Below are 17,684 nucleotides of genomic sequence, written 5' to 3' on the forward strand. Positions count from 1 at the left end.
CCCTCCTTTTACTCTTTTTCAATAAAGGCCAATCCAACAAGTCCTGGTCCGCTGTGCATTCCTGAAACTGGACTTATCTGTCCTCCAAACTGTATAGATTTGACGCTATCTAACTTACTTATTTCTTCATACACGCCTTGCGCATCCTTGTAACCGTTACCGTGCATTACATATACATCACATTTTTTACCCTGAGTAACTTCTTTAAAGATATTCAGAAGCTTGCTTAGTGATTGCTTTCTTCCTCTAACCTTATCATAGGTAAAGTATTTTCCGTCTTCTCCAATACTGATTATAGGCTTAATATTTAAAAGTTGTCCTATAGTACCTGCTACCCTACCTATTCTTCCACCTTTTTTTAGATACTCAAGAGTCTTAACTACAAAAAATACATGTGATTTTTTTACTAATGAAGGAAGAGTGTTAACAATTTCTTCAAAACTTTTCCCTGCTTCTATCATCTTGCCGCATTCTTCTACAAGAATGCCTTCTCCTAAAGATATAGATTTAGAATCACATACATAAGTAGTTATATTTTCATGGTTTTCACTTACTAGTTTTACTGCATTTGAAATTCCTGATAAGCCTGATGATAATGTTATAGCAACTGCATGAGTATATCCTTCTTCTTTTAATTTGGTGAATATCTCATCCATATCATTCATTGATGGAAGAGATGAAGTTGGAACTTCATTAGGAAGTTCATCATAAACCTGCTCTGGTGTAATTTCTATTTTATCTTTATACTCTCTATCTTTATAAATAATTCTAAAAGGTAATACTTTTATATTATATTTCTTTATTACTTCTTCCGTTAAATCTGCTGTAGTATCAGTTATTAAAGCTATCTTACTCACCCATATTCCTCCTTCTTTTGTTGCCTAAAACTATATTAAACTTGTTAAAAGTTAATTGTCTAAGCTGTGTAAATTGAACATTATACTTATTAAACATTTTTGAAAAATAATATATTGTTATAAATATAATTTTATAAGTATATTTTGTGTTAAAAAGAATTTATTAATCTTTAATTTTAACAATAGATTATCAACTATAATGAACTATAATTTTTAGAGTTAGTTATCTATGTTAATGTACTATTAATATTTTATGAATTTTATTTTAACATTACTTTTAATTTTATTACCTTATATAAAATTTGTAAATAAAATTTTCTTATTTTGTAATAAATACTAACTTTTTGTCAGTTAATCATGATATATTTATATTATAACATTTAAAGTGTTAAAACTTAATTTTTATTAAGAATTTTAAAAGCAAAGTATCCTTAACTACAATAAATATGTCTTATCTTACGAAAGGATGTGCCTTTTTATGAAAAGAAAATTTAGTATTTATTATATAATTCTCAGCATTTTATTTTTTTGTGTAGGTTGCTCTAATGACAAGCCTACAGTTTCTAAAATCTCTAGTACAGTTTTACCTGTATCATCTACAATTCCCTCAAAAACTGCATTAGTAAAAGAAGATAAAAAAACTGAAGTAAATGCTGCTAAGACAGCTCCTCTCACTAAAAGAGAAGGGGGAATACCTGTACTTATGTATCATTCTATAGGTTTTGAAAAAGACAATCCTGTTAGGCTTCCTGTTAAAAACCTTGAAAAACAAATGAAATATCTAAAGGATAATAACTACACTACCTTATCTTTAGATGAGGTTTATGATTATTTTCAAAACAATAAACCTATTCCTGAAAAGTCTATAGTACTTACCTTTGATGATGGTTATTTAGACAATTACACTAAATTGTATGCAGTGATGAAGAAATATGAATTTAAAGGAACTATATTTGTTATAACAAAGGCTATTAACAATGAAAAAGATTATTTAACTTCTAAGCAGCTTAAAGAATTGGAAAATAATAATTTATCTATAGAAAGCCATACTGCTTGCCATGAAAATTTGTCAGAATTATCTTATGATAAACAATTAAAAACACTAAAAAATTCAAAGGAGTTTTTAGAAAAGACTCTAAATAAAAAGGTTAAATATATTGCCTATCCTTATGGAAAATACAATAAAGATACTCTAAAGGCTGTCAAGGAAGCAGGATATGTTATGGCCTTTACTACTGATGGAAAATGGTCCGATAAATCTGACGGAATTCTAACTTTAGATAGAGTTTATGTTAGTGGTTTCTTTGATATGGATACCTTTATAAACAGGGTAACTAATCCAAACTATGAGTATAATTAAAATTTAAAATTAAGGGGTCAGGTCACAACTTTTATGTGGAAAAATGGGGGTCAGGTCACAAACTTTCAGCTTTAAGAAGCAACATAACTTTTTGGGTCAGGTCACAATTAAAAAGATAGCATGAATTTAAGTTCATGCTATCTTTTTATGATACATATGATAAACTAAATTTTAAAGGAGAAGTCTTAATAATGTACTTGCTAAAATTAACATGAACGCTCCACCTATACGGGATGATATTTGTGCGAAAGGCATAAGTTCCATTCTTTTTGATGCTGAAAGAACTGCTACGTCTCCAGTACCACCCATGTTTGCCATACAAAGTCCTGCTGTTATAGCCGCTTCTATTGGATAGAACCCAACTAATCTTCCTCCAAATCCTGCACCTATTACTGCACCTATTATTACAACTGCTACAAGAACTATATATTGCCAGTTAAATGCTGCTACAACTTGACCAAGATTTGTGTATGCAACTCCTATTCCTACTAAAAGTGCTCCAGTTAGGTTAGTCATTACAAATGTGAACCACTGTTTTGCTGCAAGTTCATATTTTCTTGGTATAATTCCAAGCATTTTTACTGCTGCTACTGTAATTATCATCCATGCATAAGTATGGATTACTGGTAAGAATTTATTTACTATACTTCCAAAAGTATAGAAAGTTACTGCCATTAATAATCCTGTTCCCATCATTTTTAAATCAATTTTGTTTTCTTCTTCTTCTTCAACTACATCGTTTCCTGAATCTTCTACAAGTAGTTTTCCGTTTCCTGTTAGAGAAGGTTTTAATTTTCCAAGTCTAGCAAGTAATCCACCTATAACTATTGCCATTGCATTTCCAAGAGCTACTGCTGGTACCATAACTGATAACATTTGTGCTGGGTCTGTTGACATTGCTTCACCAAATATTTTTGCAAGAGGTACAGCACCTGCACCCATACCACCTCCCATGATAGGGATGCCTATATAAAATATTGCCTTTTGCGCTCCATAACCTATAAGTGCTCCAACTGCTCCTACAAGTCCCATTGATACTAATACTCCACATATGATTGCTGGTAAATATCTAACTGATGCTTTCATTAATAATTTTCTGCTCATTCCAAGAATACTACCTGTTATAAGTGCTGCAATATAAAAGTTTAAGAATCCGCCACTTTTCATGAATGTTGTTACATTATCTACTGCTGCTTTTGGAAGTATATTGTACGTTACAAGTGCTGCTGAACCGAAAATAATTACTATTGGACCTCCACCTAAAAAGCTGTTAACTATAGGAGTTTTGTTTCCTATTTCATTTAATATTGCCCCTAATACCATCATTAATGCTAGTGCCCCTATCATTCCTTTTGGCAATTTTCCTATAGAAGTTGCGGCAAAAATTACTGCTGCTATGATTGCGAAGGCTGCTACTGGAAGCCCTAATATTTTATAGCCTTGTTTCTCACTTACTTTTGCAACATTTTGCATACCCTTTCCTCCTTTGGTTTTTATTTTATATATTATTTTAATTATTACCTTTTATATTTTAGCGATTCCTGTTTCTCTTGCTATTCTAGCTACTTCCTCAGCTACAATTGGTGCTACTCTTTCATCAAAAGCTCCTGGAATAATATATTCTTCATTTAATTCTTCATCGGAAATTATACTTGCTATTGCTTTTGCTGCTGCTAATTTCATTTCTTCAGTAATATCAGTTGCTCTAACATCTAAAGCCCCTCTAAAGATTCCTGGGAATACTAAAACATTGTTAATTTGGTTTGGAAAATCTGATCTTCCTGTTGCAATTACTCTTGCTCCACCTTCTTTAGCTTCATCTGGCATTATTTCTGGTACTGGATTTGCCATAGCAAATATAATTGCATCTTTGTTCATAGTTTTAACCATATCTGCATTTAACACGTTAGGTCCTGAAACTCCTATAAATACATCTTTTTCTTTTATGATTTCTTCTATTGTTCCCTCTTGCATATCTCTATTTGTTCTCTTTGCTATTTCTGCTTGAGCTGGATTCATCCATTCTGCACCTTCTACTAGTGCCCCTTTTCTATCACACATTGTTATGTTTTTAGCTCCGTATGAAAGTAAGAGTTTACAAATTGAAATTCCTGCTGAGCCTGCTCCATTTATAACTATTCTTGCATCCTCAAAAGTTTTTCCTACTAGTTTTACTGCATTTATAAGTCCTGCTAAAACTACTATTGCAGTACCATGTTGGTCATCATGAAATACTGGAATATCTAACTCTTCTTTTAATCTTCTTTCTATTTCAAAACATCTTGGTGCTGAAATATCCTCTAAATTTATACCTCCAAAAGTTGGTGCCAGGTATTTTACTGTTTTTATAATTTCCTCAACATCTTTTGTATCAAGACATATTGGGAAAGCATCAACATCTGCAAATTCTTTGAATAATATTGCTTTTCCCTCCATAACTGGCATTGCAGCTTCTGGACCTATATCTCCAAGACCAAGTACTGCTGTTCCATCTGAAACTACTGCTACAAGATTTCCTTTAGCTGTATATTTGTATACGTTTTCACCATTTTCATGAATTTTTCTACAAGGCTCAGCAACTCCTGGCGTATAAGCAGTGCTTAATTGCTCTCTATTCTTTACAGAAACTTTGGATACTACTCCTACTTTTCCTTTATTTTCTTCATGCATTTTCAAACTTAATTCTTTGTAATTCATTCTTGCTTCCTCCTTTAAATTTTGTAGCCTTTTACAAGTTTGTAACTTTTGTAGTTCTTTACAAGTTTATAGGTTTGTATTTTTTTAAAAGGTTTGTGAATTTGTATGACTTGATTTTTCTTCAAGTTCGGGATTTACTTATATTTTAATTTAAACTTCCAAAAAAAAATACATTTAGAAATTAATCTAAATGTTTTGTAAATAAAATAAATATTGTTATTTTGTTAACGTTTTCTTAACAAATTATGAAGTGTTGCATTCTTCTAAAAATTGTGACCTGACCCCAACTTTTAGTCTTTCCATTTATACTTAGTGCTTGGCCTTCCAACAGTTCCATATTCTATATCACTTTTTATATCCCCTACTTCAGCCATATAATTCATATATCTTCTTATAGTAACTCTAGACAAAACCACTGCTTCTGCAACCTCTTCGCTTGTGAAATATCTATCACTGTGATCTTTCATGAAGTCTCTAATCCTCTGTAGAGTTCTTTTATGAAGACCTTTTTGCAGTTCAGTATTTAAATTCACCTTATTTCTACTGGTAATTTTATCAATATCTTCTTGCTTTATAACCTTTTGCTCTTTAAAAAATTTATATCTCATTACGAATCTATTAAGAGCTTCTTTAAATCTCTCATATTCAAATGGTTTTATGAGATAATCTACTGCCCCCAGCTTTAAAACCTCATCCAATTTATCTACTTCATGAGCAGCCGTAACCATTATTACGTCTGTCATTATATTGTGCTTCCTCATTTCCTTTAAAAAGGTTATTCCGTCCATCTTGGGCATGTAAACATCTAGAATTATCAAATCTATTTCCGTATTTTTTATAGTTTCTAAAGCTTCTTTTCCATCCTTACACACCCCAATTACACTTAAACCTTTTATGCTTTCTGTATATGACTTGTTAATTTGAGCTACCATTGGATCATCTTCTACTATTAGTACTTTAATCATTCTTTTCCTCCTTTGGTATGGTTATTATAAATTTTGTTCCTTCTCCCCTTTCTGTTCTAATGTCTATTCTTCCATTTAAATTATCTATAATATTTTTTATTAAAAATAACCCTGTACCCCTATTTTCTCCTTTAGTAGAAAAGCCTTTATTGAAAATTTTAGATAACTGACTCTCTTTTATTCCACCCCCTGTATCCTCTACTCTAATTGTAATTGTGTCATCAGTTTCAAACATCAGTACTTTTATAACCTTTTCTCCTTCTTCGGTTAAATTTATTGCTTCTATAGAATTTTCTATTAGATTTCCTAGGATAGTGACTAATGCATTGCTATTTATTCTGCCACTTATTTTTTTTAAACAACTTTTAGAATCTAAATATAAGTTTATCCCTGCTTCTTTTGCTCTACTTATTTTTCCAAGCATAAGTGCCGCAATAGTGGGTTCTTCTATTTTTCTCATGATTAAGCTTGCCTTTTGCTGCTGTTCCTCTGTTACATTTAAAATATATTTTTTTGCTTCCTCTGGTTCTTCAATTTGGATTAATCCTAAAATTACATGGAGTTTATTCATAAATTCATGAGTATTTGCCCTGAGTGCTTCTACTATTTGTTTTACCCCCGTAAGCTCCTCTGCAAGTCTTGTAACCTCTGTTTTGTCTCTAAAAATTGCAACAGCACCTATTATTTTATTATTTTGCTTAATTGGAATTCTACTGCTTAATATTAATGTTTCATTTATTATCATATCTTTGTTGTATTCAGATTTATCACTTTTCATAATTAAAGGAAGTCTGGAATTAGGCACAATGTTATAAATATTTCTTCCTATTATATGTTTATTTTTTATATTAAGCATTTGTATAGCTGCATTATTAAATAAAGTAACGTTTCCATTTTCATCTATAGCAATTATTCCTTCAGCCATAGCATCTAATACTTCTTCTTTTTGCAAATAAAGCTTTGTTATCTGCTCTGGCTCATATCCTAAAAGAGTCTCTTTTATATTTTCAGACAATATTACCGCACCAATAGTACCTATTACAAACCCTATTAAAGATAGAAAAAGTAATGTTACTGTAGCATCCCACTTTTCCTTTTCTATACTTTCTGTTAATGTACTTGCCATAACAAAACCAACCTGTTTCCCCTGCTTATCTATTACAGGAACAAATGCTCTCATTTGCTGTCCAATTGTTCCTACAGCCACTGATACATATCGTTCACCTGTGTCTATTACTTTTTTTTCATCTCCTCCAACAAATTCTAGTCCTACTTTCTCCGTATGTGGATGAGCATATCTTATACTCTTCATATCTGCAACTGTAATAATATCTATCTTTTTAGTACTGTTTAATATTCCTTGAACATATTTTTGAACTTCATATCCTGGACTTTGATTCTCTAATGAATCAACCACTAAAGGAGATTGCGCAACAATTTCTGCAACATTCATAATATTAATTTCAATTTCTTTTTTTATATTAGCAATTTTAGATCTAGTAATGAAAAACATTGTAATTACTAAAGAAACAAAAATTAAAGATACATTTAATAGAGTTATTTTTGTTTGAAGTTTTAAATTAATTTTTTTCTTCATTTTTTACTCCTTCTTAATCTTAATCCTTTGTTTTTTCTTGGATTTTTATCTTCATTATTTCCTTTGTCTAATTTCATTTTAATTTTGTCTTTATTTCTTTAATTAATTATATATTATTTGTTAATAATTATAAAGTAATGGGGGCAGGTCACAATTTTTATCTATATTTAAAAATTCTTCATAAGTCTGTCATCAAACTGTAACAAAACAAAGTTACTATATACTCATAGCAACGCAACACCTATTAAAATAAATAGTTGGATCATGTCACAAACTTGAAAAGATTATATAATTATAAGTCATGTAGGCTAAACTATTAAAAAGCTACTGATTGCATTATTCTATAACAATTATTTACTAATTCATAAATACTTTAGGAGGTAATCTATATGAGTATGTTTAACAACAATGATGATTTTAACAAGGAAAGAAAATTTATTGAGGGAGAAATTATTGAAACTAACTCAATACAAAATGAATATATAAAAACTGATTCTACAACAATATCTAAAAATAATAAAAGAAAAGGGTTCGGCAAAAGAATTATGTCCTATGTCCTTGTTGGATTACTTTGTGCTTCACTGGGCGGTACTGTTTCAACAATAGCAACTATAAAATATCTAAATAAAACATCTTCACAGGAAAAAACTAGTCAAAGTGAAAATAATATTAACAATAATATTAGTAAAACATCATCAAATACAGTACCTCTTTCTGTAGCTAATATAGCAAAGCAAGTAGGTCCAGCAGTAGTAGGTGTTTCTACAAAAAGCATTAAATCAGTTGATAGGTTTGGTTTTCCGGAGCAACAAGAGGGAATGGGTTCTGGAATAATCTTTAACGAAGATGGATATATACTTACCAACTACCATGTTGTAGCTGGTGCAAGACAGATAAATGTAATTTTCAATGATGGTAATTCAGGTAAAGAAATACCAGCAAAACTAGTTAACTACAACGCTGAAATGGATATAGCTGTTATAAAACTAACACAAAAAGTAAAAGTGCCTGCAGTTGCTGAATTTGGTGATTCAGATAGTCTTCAAGTTGGTGATGCTGCAATAGCTATTGGTAACCCTCTTGGAAAAGAATTTTTGGGTACTGTAACCTCTGGAGTTATAAGTGCTGTGAATAGAGAAATAGCTATTGATGGGCAAAAGCATAAATATATTCAAACAGATGCAGCTATAAATCCTGGAAACAGCGGTGGTGCTCTTGTAAATGCATATGGACAGGTAATTGGAGTTAATAGTGCTAAAATTGGCGGAAGTCAAGTGGAAGGTATTGGATTTGCTATCCCTATTAATGCGATTAAACCTGAAATCGAAGGTCTTTTAAAGCCTATCTTAAAAATTGGTATTGGTGTAAGAGATATAGATGAAAAAATTTCTAAACGATATGATATTCCTGTGGGAATCTATGTGCAACAAGTTGAGGAATTCAGCCCTGCTGAAAAAGCTGGATTAATGCCTGGAGATGTAATTACAAAATTTGATGGTAAAAAAGTTAAAACTGTAAAAGAACTTAATGAATTAAAACAAAAACACAATGTTAATGATACTGTAAGTATAGAAATTATTAGAGATGGTAAGAAAAAGGCTTTAAGCTTAAAGTTAGCTGAATAAGATATAAATCAAATAGCAAAATTCACTAAAATTGTGTTAAATATAAAATAAGCTGCTGCATTTCCCCCTATAATATAGCAGCTTATGCAAAAGGGGGTCAGGTTATAAAGTTTAGAAACTTTATAACCTGACCCCCTTTTTCTTATTTCTTAGGTTTATTTATTATTTTTCTGTTAATAATCAAAATATAATTTTATTTTATAAAACAAATATTTATTAATGACAAAATATTAAAGAAAGGATGATTTTTGTAATATGCCAAGATCATTAAGAAACACTGACATTTATGGAACAAATCATATAATGAATAGAGGCAGCAGTGATACGATTATATTTGAAAATGACAAGGATAAAAAAGTATTTTTAAACATAGTAAAAAAAGCTCAGAAAATTTATAACTTTGTTCTATATTCCTATTGCATAATGGATACTCATTTTCACTTATTGATTTATTCTAACGGAGCAAATATAAGTACTTATATGAAATATATTCAGCAATGTTTTGCTATCTATTATAATAAAACTTATTGTAGACATGGCCATGTTTTTGCTGATAGATTCAAAAGCGTTCCAGCTAAGGCTGATTGTCGTTTACCTATTTCTTTAGCAGAATTGAATATTTCAGCTTATATTCATAATAACCCTAAAGATGTTCAGGGGTATAACAGCAACATGGAAAACTATACATATTGCAGCTTTGGCATATATATGGGAATAAAAAAAGATAAGTTAAATATTTTAAATACTGATTATATACTTTCATTTTTTCATTCTAAAAATAAAGGTATTGCTAGAAAAAAATACAGAGATTTTGTTTATCAATTTCATAATATTGAGATAAAAGAAAACATAGAATTTCAGAGCGAACCTTTGAAATATCACTCAGATAAAAAACTCTTAGTGAATAAATTTACTCCTAAACAAATTATAGATTTTGTATCCGTATATACTGGAGAAGATTTTTGTGTACATATGAAATATAATCATAAAAATTTTAAAATGAAGTCTTTGTGCGTAATCCTTATGAGATCTGTATGTGGGCTAACACTTAAGGAGATAAGTTCAATATTAGGTAATGTAACTTCATCTAATGTATGGAAACTATGTGAAAATGGACTTACACTTATAAATAAAGAATACAAGAATATTATTGATGATTTTATAAAATATAATAAAATTCACTGTAATTAAGCAATCAAAATATGTTGAATAACTATAAAACTTTCTCTTTTACTGATCATTATACTGCTTAAGCAAATTTTTTTAAAATTTTGTATTTTGAATTGCATTTTCTTTTTCTACAAGGACAAGCACTAACTCTTTCTTTGTTTATTAGATAAAATTCATGGGGTCAGGTTACAAAATTTATTTATGTAAATTTTGTAACCTGACCCTTCTATCTTAATTCTAAAGTAAAATAAAATTTAACACCATTCTCAGTATTTTCAGCTCCATATTCACTTTTATGAAGTTGTAAAATATTTTTAACTATTGCAAGTCCTAGTCCAGTTCCTCCAAGACTTCTATTCCTTGATTTATCTACCTTATAAAATCTATCCCATATCTTTGAAATTTCATCTTCTGGTATTTGATTTCCTTCATTTTCTATTTCAATCAATACCTTATCTTCTCTTAATATTGTTCTAACAAAAATTCTCCTATTATCCTTTGTATGCCTAAGTGCATTAGTTAAAAAGTTAGTTATAACCTCTTCAATTCTCACCTCATCACCTAAAACTACTAAATCACTTTCAATGTTAGTTATTATCTTAACACCTTTTTCTTCGTCTTTTTGTGACCTGACCCCATTCAGTCTTCTTATTATTTCTGAGATTGTATTGTCTAAAGCAAATTCCTTAATATTAATCTTAAAATTTCCTGATTCCAGTCGCGAAAGCTCCAACATATCTGATACAAGCCTTCCCATTTTATGAGACTCATCTATGATTACCTCCAAATAATATTCCATATCTTCACCTTGAACAATTCCATCTTTTATTCCTTCTGCATAACCCTCAATCAAACTTATAGGAGTTTTTAACTCATGTGAAACAGAAGCTACAAATTCCTTTCTCATCTTTTCAAGTTCTTTTTCTTTTTCTATATCCTGCTTTAATTTTTTATTGGATGCTGTAAGTGAAGTCAGGGCAGAATGTAAATTTTCAGATAAAAAATTTAATGTACGTGCAAGGTTTCCTATTTCATCCTCTCTATCACTATAACATTTTTCTGTAAAATCAAATCTAGCCATTTTCGAAGCAGTTTTATTCAAATCTACCAAAGGCTTTGATATCATCCCTGAATATACAAAAGATAAAATCAAAATTAGTCCAACAGCAGCTATATATATGTATATATAAAATTCCTTCATTACGTTGGCAGCTTCATCAACTGGCTGTAGTGATGTTAATGCAAATATAACCTTAGCTGGAATATTATTAACGAGTACTGGACATACGCTTACAATATTTTTTATATTGTAAAACTTGCTATCAAATCTATAAGTAATTGTCTCATCTTTTTTTTGCATTTCAATAAAAGCATCAGGATTAGATGTCCACTGATTAATTATTGACTTTATTACATTAATTTTAGCAGAGTCATTTAACTCATTTTTAAAATCAGTTATATAATTTAACAATCCATTACTTTCTAAAATAACTATTTTTGCATTATTAGTTTCTTCAAAATCCTGAATAATCCTTAATGTTTCTTTTCCCCGTCTAATATTCCTTATATAATCTTTTTCAAATTTCTCAAGCTGAGTTTTAAGATTATTAGTTTTTCTACTTATATAAAATTTTTGAAAAAATAAAGATTGAAAAAGAAGCTGTATACTTATAAAAGATATAAAGAATACCGCTGTTACTATAAATAATTTTAGAGTAATATTTTTCTTCATTTTTTCACCTCAAATTTGTACCCACTTCCTCTGACAGTTTTAATAAGTTCAGCCTTAGATTTTAACTTTTCTCTAAGTCTTTTAACATGAGTATCTACAGTTCTTAAACCTCCATAATAATCATATCCCCATACCTTATCTAAAATTTTTTCCCTACTTAATGCTATACTTTCATTTTTTGCAAAAAACAAAAGTAAGTCATATTCCTTAGGTGAAAGCATCACATCCTCACCCTCTATTTTTATTTCATGATATAATTCATTTATTTCTAATCCCTCAAAATTCATAGTTGAATCTTCAGTTCTATTTTCCGAATTAACTCTTTTTAATAATGCTTTTCCCTTAGCCACTAGTACCTTTGGACTAAAAGGCTTTGTCACATAATCATCTGCTCCTAGTTCATATCCCAAAAGCTTGTCATCTTCTTCTGATTTAGCGGTTAAAATAATTATTGGCACCTCAGAACTTTTTCTTATATTTTTACAAACTGTCCACCCATCCATATAAGGCATCATTATATCAAGAATTACTAAATCTATTTTATTATTTTTAAATGTCTCTAAAGCTTTTATACCATTTTCAGCCTCAAATATTTTGTATCCACTAATAATAAAATAATCCTTTAAAAGTTTTCTCATTCTTTGTTCATCTTCAACTAGCAAAATAACTTGTTCCATTATGCCACCTCCTAAAATCACCTAAAATTATGCCCTGCAAAATTGTAACCTGACCCCATTTACTATATAATTATTTTAGCACACTTACAGTAATTTTTGTGACCTCACCCTTTCAACTTTATTATGTAACTACTAAGGAATTTTTGTGACCTGACCCCAATTTTCACCCCCTATTTTAATCAAAAAAGCACGCTAAAACCTCATCACTTGATATATTTGCAAAATATCTATTTATATCAACTTTATACAAAATTGTTTTAATCTCTTCCTTTTTATATCTTATTCCCTCTATCATTTTTTCTAAGTTCTTAATATCCTTAGTTCCCAAAAAATCTCCATGAATATTACACTGTTTTATTATTCCATCCTTAATATCTAAAGCTACTTCAATTCCTCCACCTGAGAATCGCTTATAATTCTTATAGTTAAAAGCAGGAGATTTTCCATAATTCCACTGCCACGTAGAATACTTTTCTTTAACCAGTTTCTCTATTGCTTCTAACTGTTCTTTATTAAAAGTACATCTCTCAATTTTACTTCCTTCAAATTCAAATATATATTTTAAAATTAATTCCCTAAACACCTCAATATTTATGTTTTTATTCAGATATTTACTTATATTAGTTACTCTACCTCTTACGGATTTTACACCTTTTGATTGAAATTTTTCTTTTTTAACCTTCAATGCTTTCTGAAGCGCATTAAGATCTGAATTAAATAGAAGTGTCCCATGATTAAGCACTCTTTTTTTATAAATACTTTGTGAAATTCCTGAAATTTTTTTTCCATCAATGGTTATATCATTTCTTCCTGTTAGTTCTGCATTTATTCCCATACTTTTTAAAGCGTTTCTAACTGGAATAGTATATTTTTTAAAATCTATTTCTCTAATATCTTGTGCATTAGTAATAAAGGTAAAATTTAAATTTCCTAAATCGTGATATACTGCCCCTCCACCTGTTATTCGTCTAACTACGTTTATATTACGTTCTTTTACATATTGAAAATTAATTTCTTCAATAGTATTTTGATTTTTCCCAACAATAATTGATGGTTCATTTCTCCATAGAATTACATACTCATCCGCATAATTTAACTTTTTAAATACATATTCCTCTAAAGCCAAATTATAATGAGAGTCTAAAAAATTATTTTCTATATACTTCATTCCTTTCGTCACTCCTTAAACTATAAGTTTAATAAATTTTATTAAAAATACTCTGTTACTATTCTAAAAATATATCATCTTTATCTTTCTATAAATATATAAAAAATAGTGCACAATAAATGCACTATTTCAAAGTAAACTATTTTAATATGCCACTTTTATCTATGTTTTCTATAGCCTTTAAAATTCTTTCCTCAGACTGCACTAAAGCAAACCTTACAAATCCTTCTCCCCTATTTCCAAAGCTGCTTCCTGGAACTACTATAACACCAGTTTTCTCTAATAAATCAAAGGTAAAATCTATTGATGAAGTATATTTATCAGGTATAAGAGCCCAAAGAAACATAGTTCCTTTAGATTTATCAATCTCCCACCCAATTTTTTTAAGTCCTTCTACAAGTATCTCACCTCTATTTTTATAAATTTCTCTAGTCCTATCAACACAGTCTTGAGGTCCACTTAAAGCTGCAATAGCTGCCCTTTGAACTGGAAGAAAAACACCATAATCAATATTAGATTTTAAATTTCTAAGCTGACGAATTATATTTTTATTTCCTAAGGCAAAAGCAATTCTCATGCCTGGTATACTATAAGTTTTTGATAATGAATTAAATTCAACTCCTACCTCTTTTGCTCCTTTAATACTCAAAAAACTATTAGATTCTATATTATCGAATACAAGCTCATTATAAGCATTATCATGAATAACTGCTATATCATATTTTTTAGCAAACCATACTAATTTCTCATAAAATTCCATAGGTGCAATTGCAGTAGTTGGGTTGTTAGGATAAGATACTATCATCATTTTAGTTTTATAAGCTATATCAGAACTTATTGAATCTAAGTCCATTATGTAGTTATTTTTTTTAAGAAGTGGTATTCTTTCAACTTTTGCTCCTGACAAGAACGGTCCAATATTAAATATTGGATAACCAGGATCTGGAGTTAATACTGTATCTCCTTCATTAACTAGAGTTAATGCAATATGAGCAAGTCCCTCCTGAGAACCTTGCAAAGATACTATTTCTTCTTTTTTTAATTCTACACCATACCTTCTGTCATACCACTTTATAACCATTTCCGTTAGTTCAGGTAAATCATTTACTGCATATCTATAGTTCAAAGGATCAGCCACTGCCTCTTCTATAGCCTTTACAATATGTGGTGCAGGTAAAATATCTGGTGAACCAATACTAAAATCAATAACCTCTTGCCCCTGTGCTAATAATTCTTCTTTTTTATCTCTTAGCTGTGAAAATATTGCTGATGTTAGCCCCTCCATCTTTCTTGAAAAATTCATCTTTAGCCCCCCTATAAAATAATTCAGAATTAATAAATTATCAAATAATATTTTTACTTGTACCTATAGATTTAATAACTATTATTTCTTATCTTTAAGTTTTTATTGAATTTGTTAAAATTATTATATTTGTTAAAATTTAACCAGTCAACATATTATTCTCTTACAATTCAAAATATTATGTAACTTAGGGGTCAGGTCACAATTAAAAATTGTGACCTGACCCCTTTTTTTCTTGCATCAATAACCAATTTATGGTAAATTAGATATGTTCGCATTATTTTTAAAACTCTTTTTCAATAATTATGTATGTATATTACATGATAAATAAGCTATACTGTTCATGCAATTATACAATCACATAAAACTATATATCATATACTATTTCTATTTATTATATGATATAATACTATTATTAATTTTAACTTAGACATTATTCATAAATATTAAAGGAGGAAAACACATGACCTTCTGTGATGAAAACAATATAGAATTAATCAAAAATGATTTACGTTATTTAGAATTACTTGCAAAGCAATATCCTGATGTTTCTTGTGCAAGTACAGAAATTATTAACCTACAAGCAATTTTAAATCTTCCGAAAAGTACTGAGCATTTTATAAGCGACATTCATGGAGAATATGAATCCTTTACTCATATGCTGAAAAATGCTTCAGGTGTTATAAAACGAAAGATAGATGACATATTTGGAAATTCCTTGAGAGAAAGTGAAAAATCCAATCTAGCCACTTTAGTTTATTACCCTGAACAAAAGCTAGATTTAATAAAACGTACAGAAGATAATTTAGACGATTGGTATAAAATAACTCTATATAGACTTATTGAATTGTGCAGAGTAGTTTCTTCAAAATATACCCGTTCAAGAGTTAGAAAAGCTCTTCCAAGTGATTTTGCTTATATCATTGAAGAATTACTCCACGAGCAAGATGGAAAAATAAACAAGCATGAATATTACAATGGAATAATTAACACAATAATTGACCTTGACCGTTCTCCAGATTTTATAATTGCTATCGCTAAAGTTATTCAAAAACTTATTGTAGATAGACTTCACATTATAGGTGATATTTATGACAGAGGTCCTGGAGCTGAAATAATAATGGAAGCATTGATGAAGCATCATTGTGTAGATATTCAATGGGGAAATCATGATATTTTATGGATGGGTGCTGCTGCTGGTTCTGAGGCTTGTATATGCAATGTACTTAGAATTTCTCTAAGATATGCAAACCTTAATACTATTGAAGATGGATACGGAATAAATTTACTTCCTCTAGCTACTTTCGCTATGGAAGCTTATGAAAATGATCCATGTAAAAGCTTTACTCCAAAAACCTTAGATAAACAGATAAGCAAAAAAGATCTTGTACTGCTTTCAAAAATGCATAAAGCTATCTCTATTATTCAATTTAAATTAGAAGGACAAATTATAAAAAAACGTCCTGAATTTACAATGGATGATAGACTTTTACTAGAAAAAATCAATTACGAAAAAGGTACTATTGATATTTATGGGAAAACTTACACATTAAACGATAAAAATTTTTCTACTATAGATCCTAAAGATCCTTATAAGCTTACTCCTCAAGAGAAATGTTTAATTGCTAAATTAAAACGCTCCTTTGTTCATAGTGAAAAACTTCAAAGACATATTCGTTTTATGTATAGCAAAGGAAGTATGTACTTAGTATATAACTCAAACTTACTTTATCACAGCTGCATACCACTTAATGAAGATGGTACTTTTAAAGAAGCTAGAATTGGTGATAAAAAATATACAGGCAAATCTTTACTAGACAAGTATGATACCCTTGCAAGAGAAGCTTATTTCTTTAAAAATGATTCTAGTAAGAAAATTTATGCTATGGATATGATGTGGTATTTATGGTGTGGACCTGATTCTCCTGAATTCGGTAAAAACAGAATGACAACTTTTGAAAGATATTTTGTAAATGATAAACAAACTCACATAGAAAATAAAAATCCTTACTATAAATATAGAGATGACGAAGTATTATGTAAAAACATACTTAAAGAATTTAATTTGGATCCAACTTCTTCTCATATAATAAATGGACATATTCCTGTCAAAACTAAAGAAGGAGAAAGTCCTATTAAAGCAAACGGTAGACTTCTTGTAATAGATGGAGGTTTCTGTCGAGCTTATCAACCACAGACCGGAATAGCTGGATATACTTTAATATACAATTCTTATGGTCTTCTTCTAACATCTCATGAACCTTTCGAATCTATTAGAAAGGCGATAGAAGAAGAAAAGGATATTTTATCCTCAACAATCATATTAGAACATGTTGTAGCTAGAAAAAGAGTGGAAGATACTGATATTGGTGCAGAACTAAAAAAACAAATTAAAGATTTGGAAATGCTGCTTGTAGCATACCGTAAAGGACTTATTAAAGAAAATAAATAAAGAACGAGGTATAATATAGATTTTCTCTATACTATACCTCGTTCTTTTAACTTAAATATAATTTTGCCTCAACAAAAACAT

13 protein-coding genes are annotated in these 17,684 nt (G+C 29.5%); 4 read left to right on the plus strand and 9 right to left on the minus strand.

What is annotated here, in order from left to right; genetic code table 11:
- Window positions 1–8: 8 nt before the first annotated feature.
- Window positions 9–857: a DegV family protein gene (locus OXH55_RS10200; protein WP_268049835.1), complete on the minus strand. Its 849-nt coding sequence runs from the start codon at window positions 855–857 to the stop codon at window positions 9–11.
- A 478-nt stretch (window positions 858–1,335) separates the two neighbouring features.
- Here OXH55_RS10200 and OXH55_RS10205 point away from each other — a divergent pair, with 478 nt between their 5' ends.
- Window positions 1,336–2,217 (plus strand): polysaccharide deacetylase family protein, encoded by an 882-nt coding sequence (locus OXH55_RS10205; protein WP_268049836.1) that lies wholly within the window; start codon window positions 1,336–1,338, stop codon window positions 2,215–2,217.
- A gap of 171 nt (window positions 2,218–2,388) precedes the next feature.
- On the opposite strand, the gene OXH55_RS10210 is transcribed toward OXH55_RS10205, so the two are convergent.
- The 4 genes from OXH55_RS10210 to OXH55_RS10225 all read right to left on the minus strand — a co-directional run bounded on the left by OXH55_RS10210 (window position 2,389) and on the right by OXH55_RS10225 (window position 7,476).
- Window positions 2,389–3,690, minus strand: a complete 1,302-nt coding sequence (locus OXH55_RS10210; RefSeq protein WP_268049837.1) for a 2-hydroxycarboxylate transporter family protein — start codon at window positions 3,688–3,690, stop codon at window positions 2,389–2,391.
- 51 nt (window positions 3,691–3,741) lie between these two features.
- A complete protein-coding gene (locus tag OXH55_RS10215; RefSeq protein ID WP_268049838.1) occupies window positions 3,742–4,914 on the minus strand; it encodes an NAD(P)-dependent malic enzyme in 1,173 nt (390 codons plus the stop codon).
- A gap of 290 nt (window positions 4,915–5,204) precedes the next feature.
- Window positions 5,205–5,879, minus strand: coding sequence for a response regulator (locus OXH55_RS10220; protein ID WP_268049839.1), 675 nt, complete (start codon window positions 5,877–5,879; stop codon window positions 5,205–5,207).
- Entirely contained in the window at window positions 5,872–7,476 is a 1,605-nt protein-coding gene (locus OXH55_RS10225) for an ATP-binding protein (RefSeq protein WP_268049840.1), read from the minus strand. The genes OXH55_RS10220 and OXH55_RS10225 overlap by 8 nt, the downstream gene beginning before the upstream one ends.
- A gap of 389 nt (window positions 7,477–7,865) precedes the next feature.
- Here OXH55_RS10225 and OXH55_RS10230 point away from each other — a divergent pair, with 389 nt between their 5' ends.
- Both OXH55_RS10230 and OXH55_RS10235 read left to right on the plus strand, forming a co-directional pair.
- Window positions 7,866–9,101, plus strand: a complete 1,236-nt coding sequence (locus tag OXH55_RS10230) for a S1C family serine protease (protein WP_268049841.1) — start codon at window positions 7,866–7,868, stop codon at window positions 9,099–9,101.
- Between the two features lie 255 nt (window positions 9,102–9,356).
- The gene (locus tag OXH55_RS10235) at window positions 9,357–10,292 is read left to right on the plus strand and encodes a transposase (RefSeq protein WP_268049842.1); all 936 of its coding nucleotides are present in this window, start codon (window positions 9,357–9,359) and stop codon (window positions 10,290–10,292) included.
- A 205-nt stretch (window positions 10,293–10,497) separates the two neighbouring features.
- On the opposite strand, the gene OXH55_RS10240 is transcribed toward OXH55_RS10235, so the two are convergent.
- The 4 genes from OXH55_RS10240 to OXH55_RS10255 all read right to left on the minus strand — a co-directional run bounded on the left by OXH55_RS10240 (window position 10,498) and on the right by OXH55_RS10255 (window position 15,151).
- Complete coding sequence (locus OXH55_RS10240) at window positions 10,498–12,003, minus strand: sensor histidine kinase (RefSeq protein WP_268049843.1); 1,506 nt, start codon at window positions 12,001–12,003, stop codon at window positions 10,498–10,500.
- A complete protein-coding gene (locus OXH55_RS10245) occupies window positions 12,000–12,680 on the minus strand; it encodes a response regulator transcription factor (protein WP_268049844.1) in 681 nt (226 codons plus the stop codon). The genes OXH55_RS10240 and OXH55_RS10245 overlap by 4 nt, the downstream gene beginning before the upstream one ends.
- Before the next feature lie 175 nt (window positions 12,681–12,855).
- Entirely contained in the window at window positions 12,856–13,848 is a 993-nt protein-coding gene (locus OXH55_RS10250; protein WP_268049845.1) for a lipoate--protein ligase, read from the minus strand.
- Window positions 13,849–13,987: 139 nt separating this feature from the next.
- A complete protein-coding gene (locus OXH55_RS10255) occupies window positions 13,988–15,151 on the minus strand; it encodes an aminotransferase class I/II-fold pyridoxal phosphate-dependent enzyme (RefSeq protein ID WP_268049846.1) in 1,164 nt (387 codons plus the stop codon).
- 463 nt (window positions 15,152–15,614) lie between these two features.
- On the opposite strand from OXH55_RS10255, the gene OXH55_RS10260 reads away from it, so the two are divergent.
- The gene (locus OXH55_RS10260) at window positions 15,615–17,603 is read left to right on the plus strand and encodes a fructose-1,6-bisphosphatase (RefSeq protein ID WP_268049847.1); all 1,989 of its coding nucleotides are present in this window, start codon (window positions 15,615–15,617) and stop codon (window positions 17,601–17,603) included.
- Window positions 17,604–17,684: the final 81 nt, after the last annotated feature.

The sequence above is a fragment of the Clostridium ganghwense genome (assembly GCF_026735165.1).
GTDB classification, from domain to species: Bacteria; Bacillota; Clostridia; order Clostridiales; family Clostridiaceae; genus Clostridium_H; species Clostridium_H ganghwense.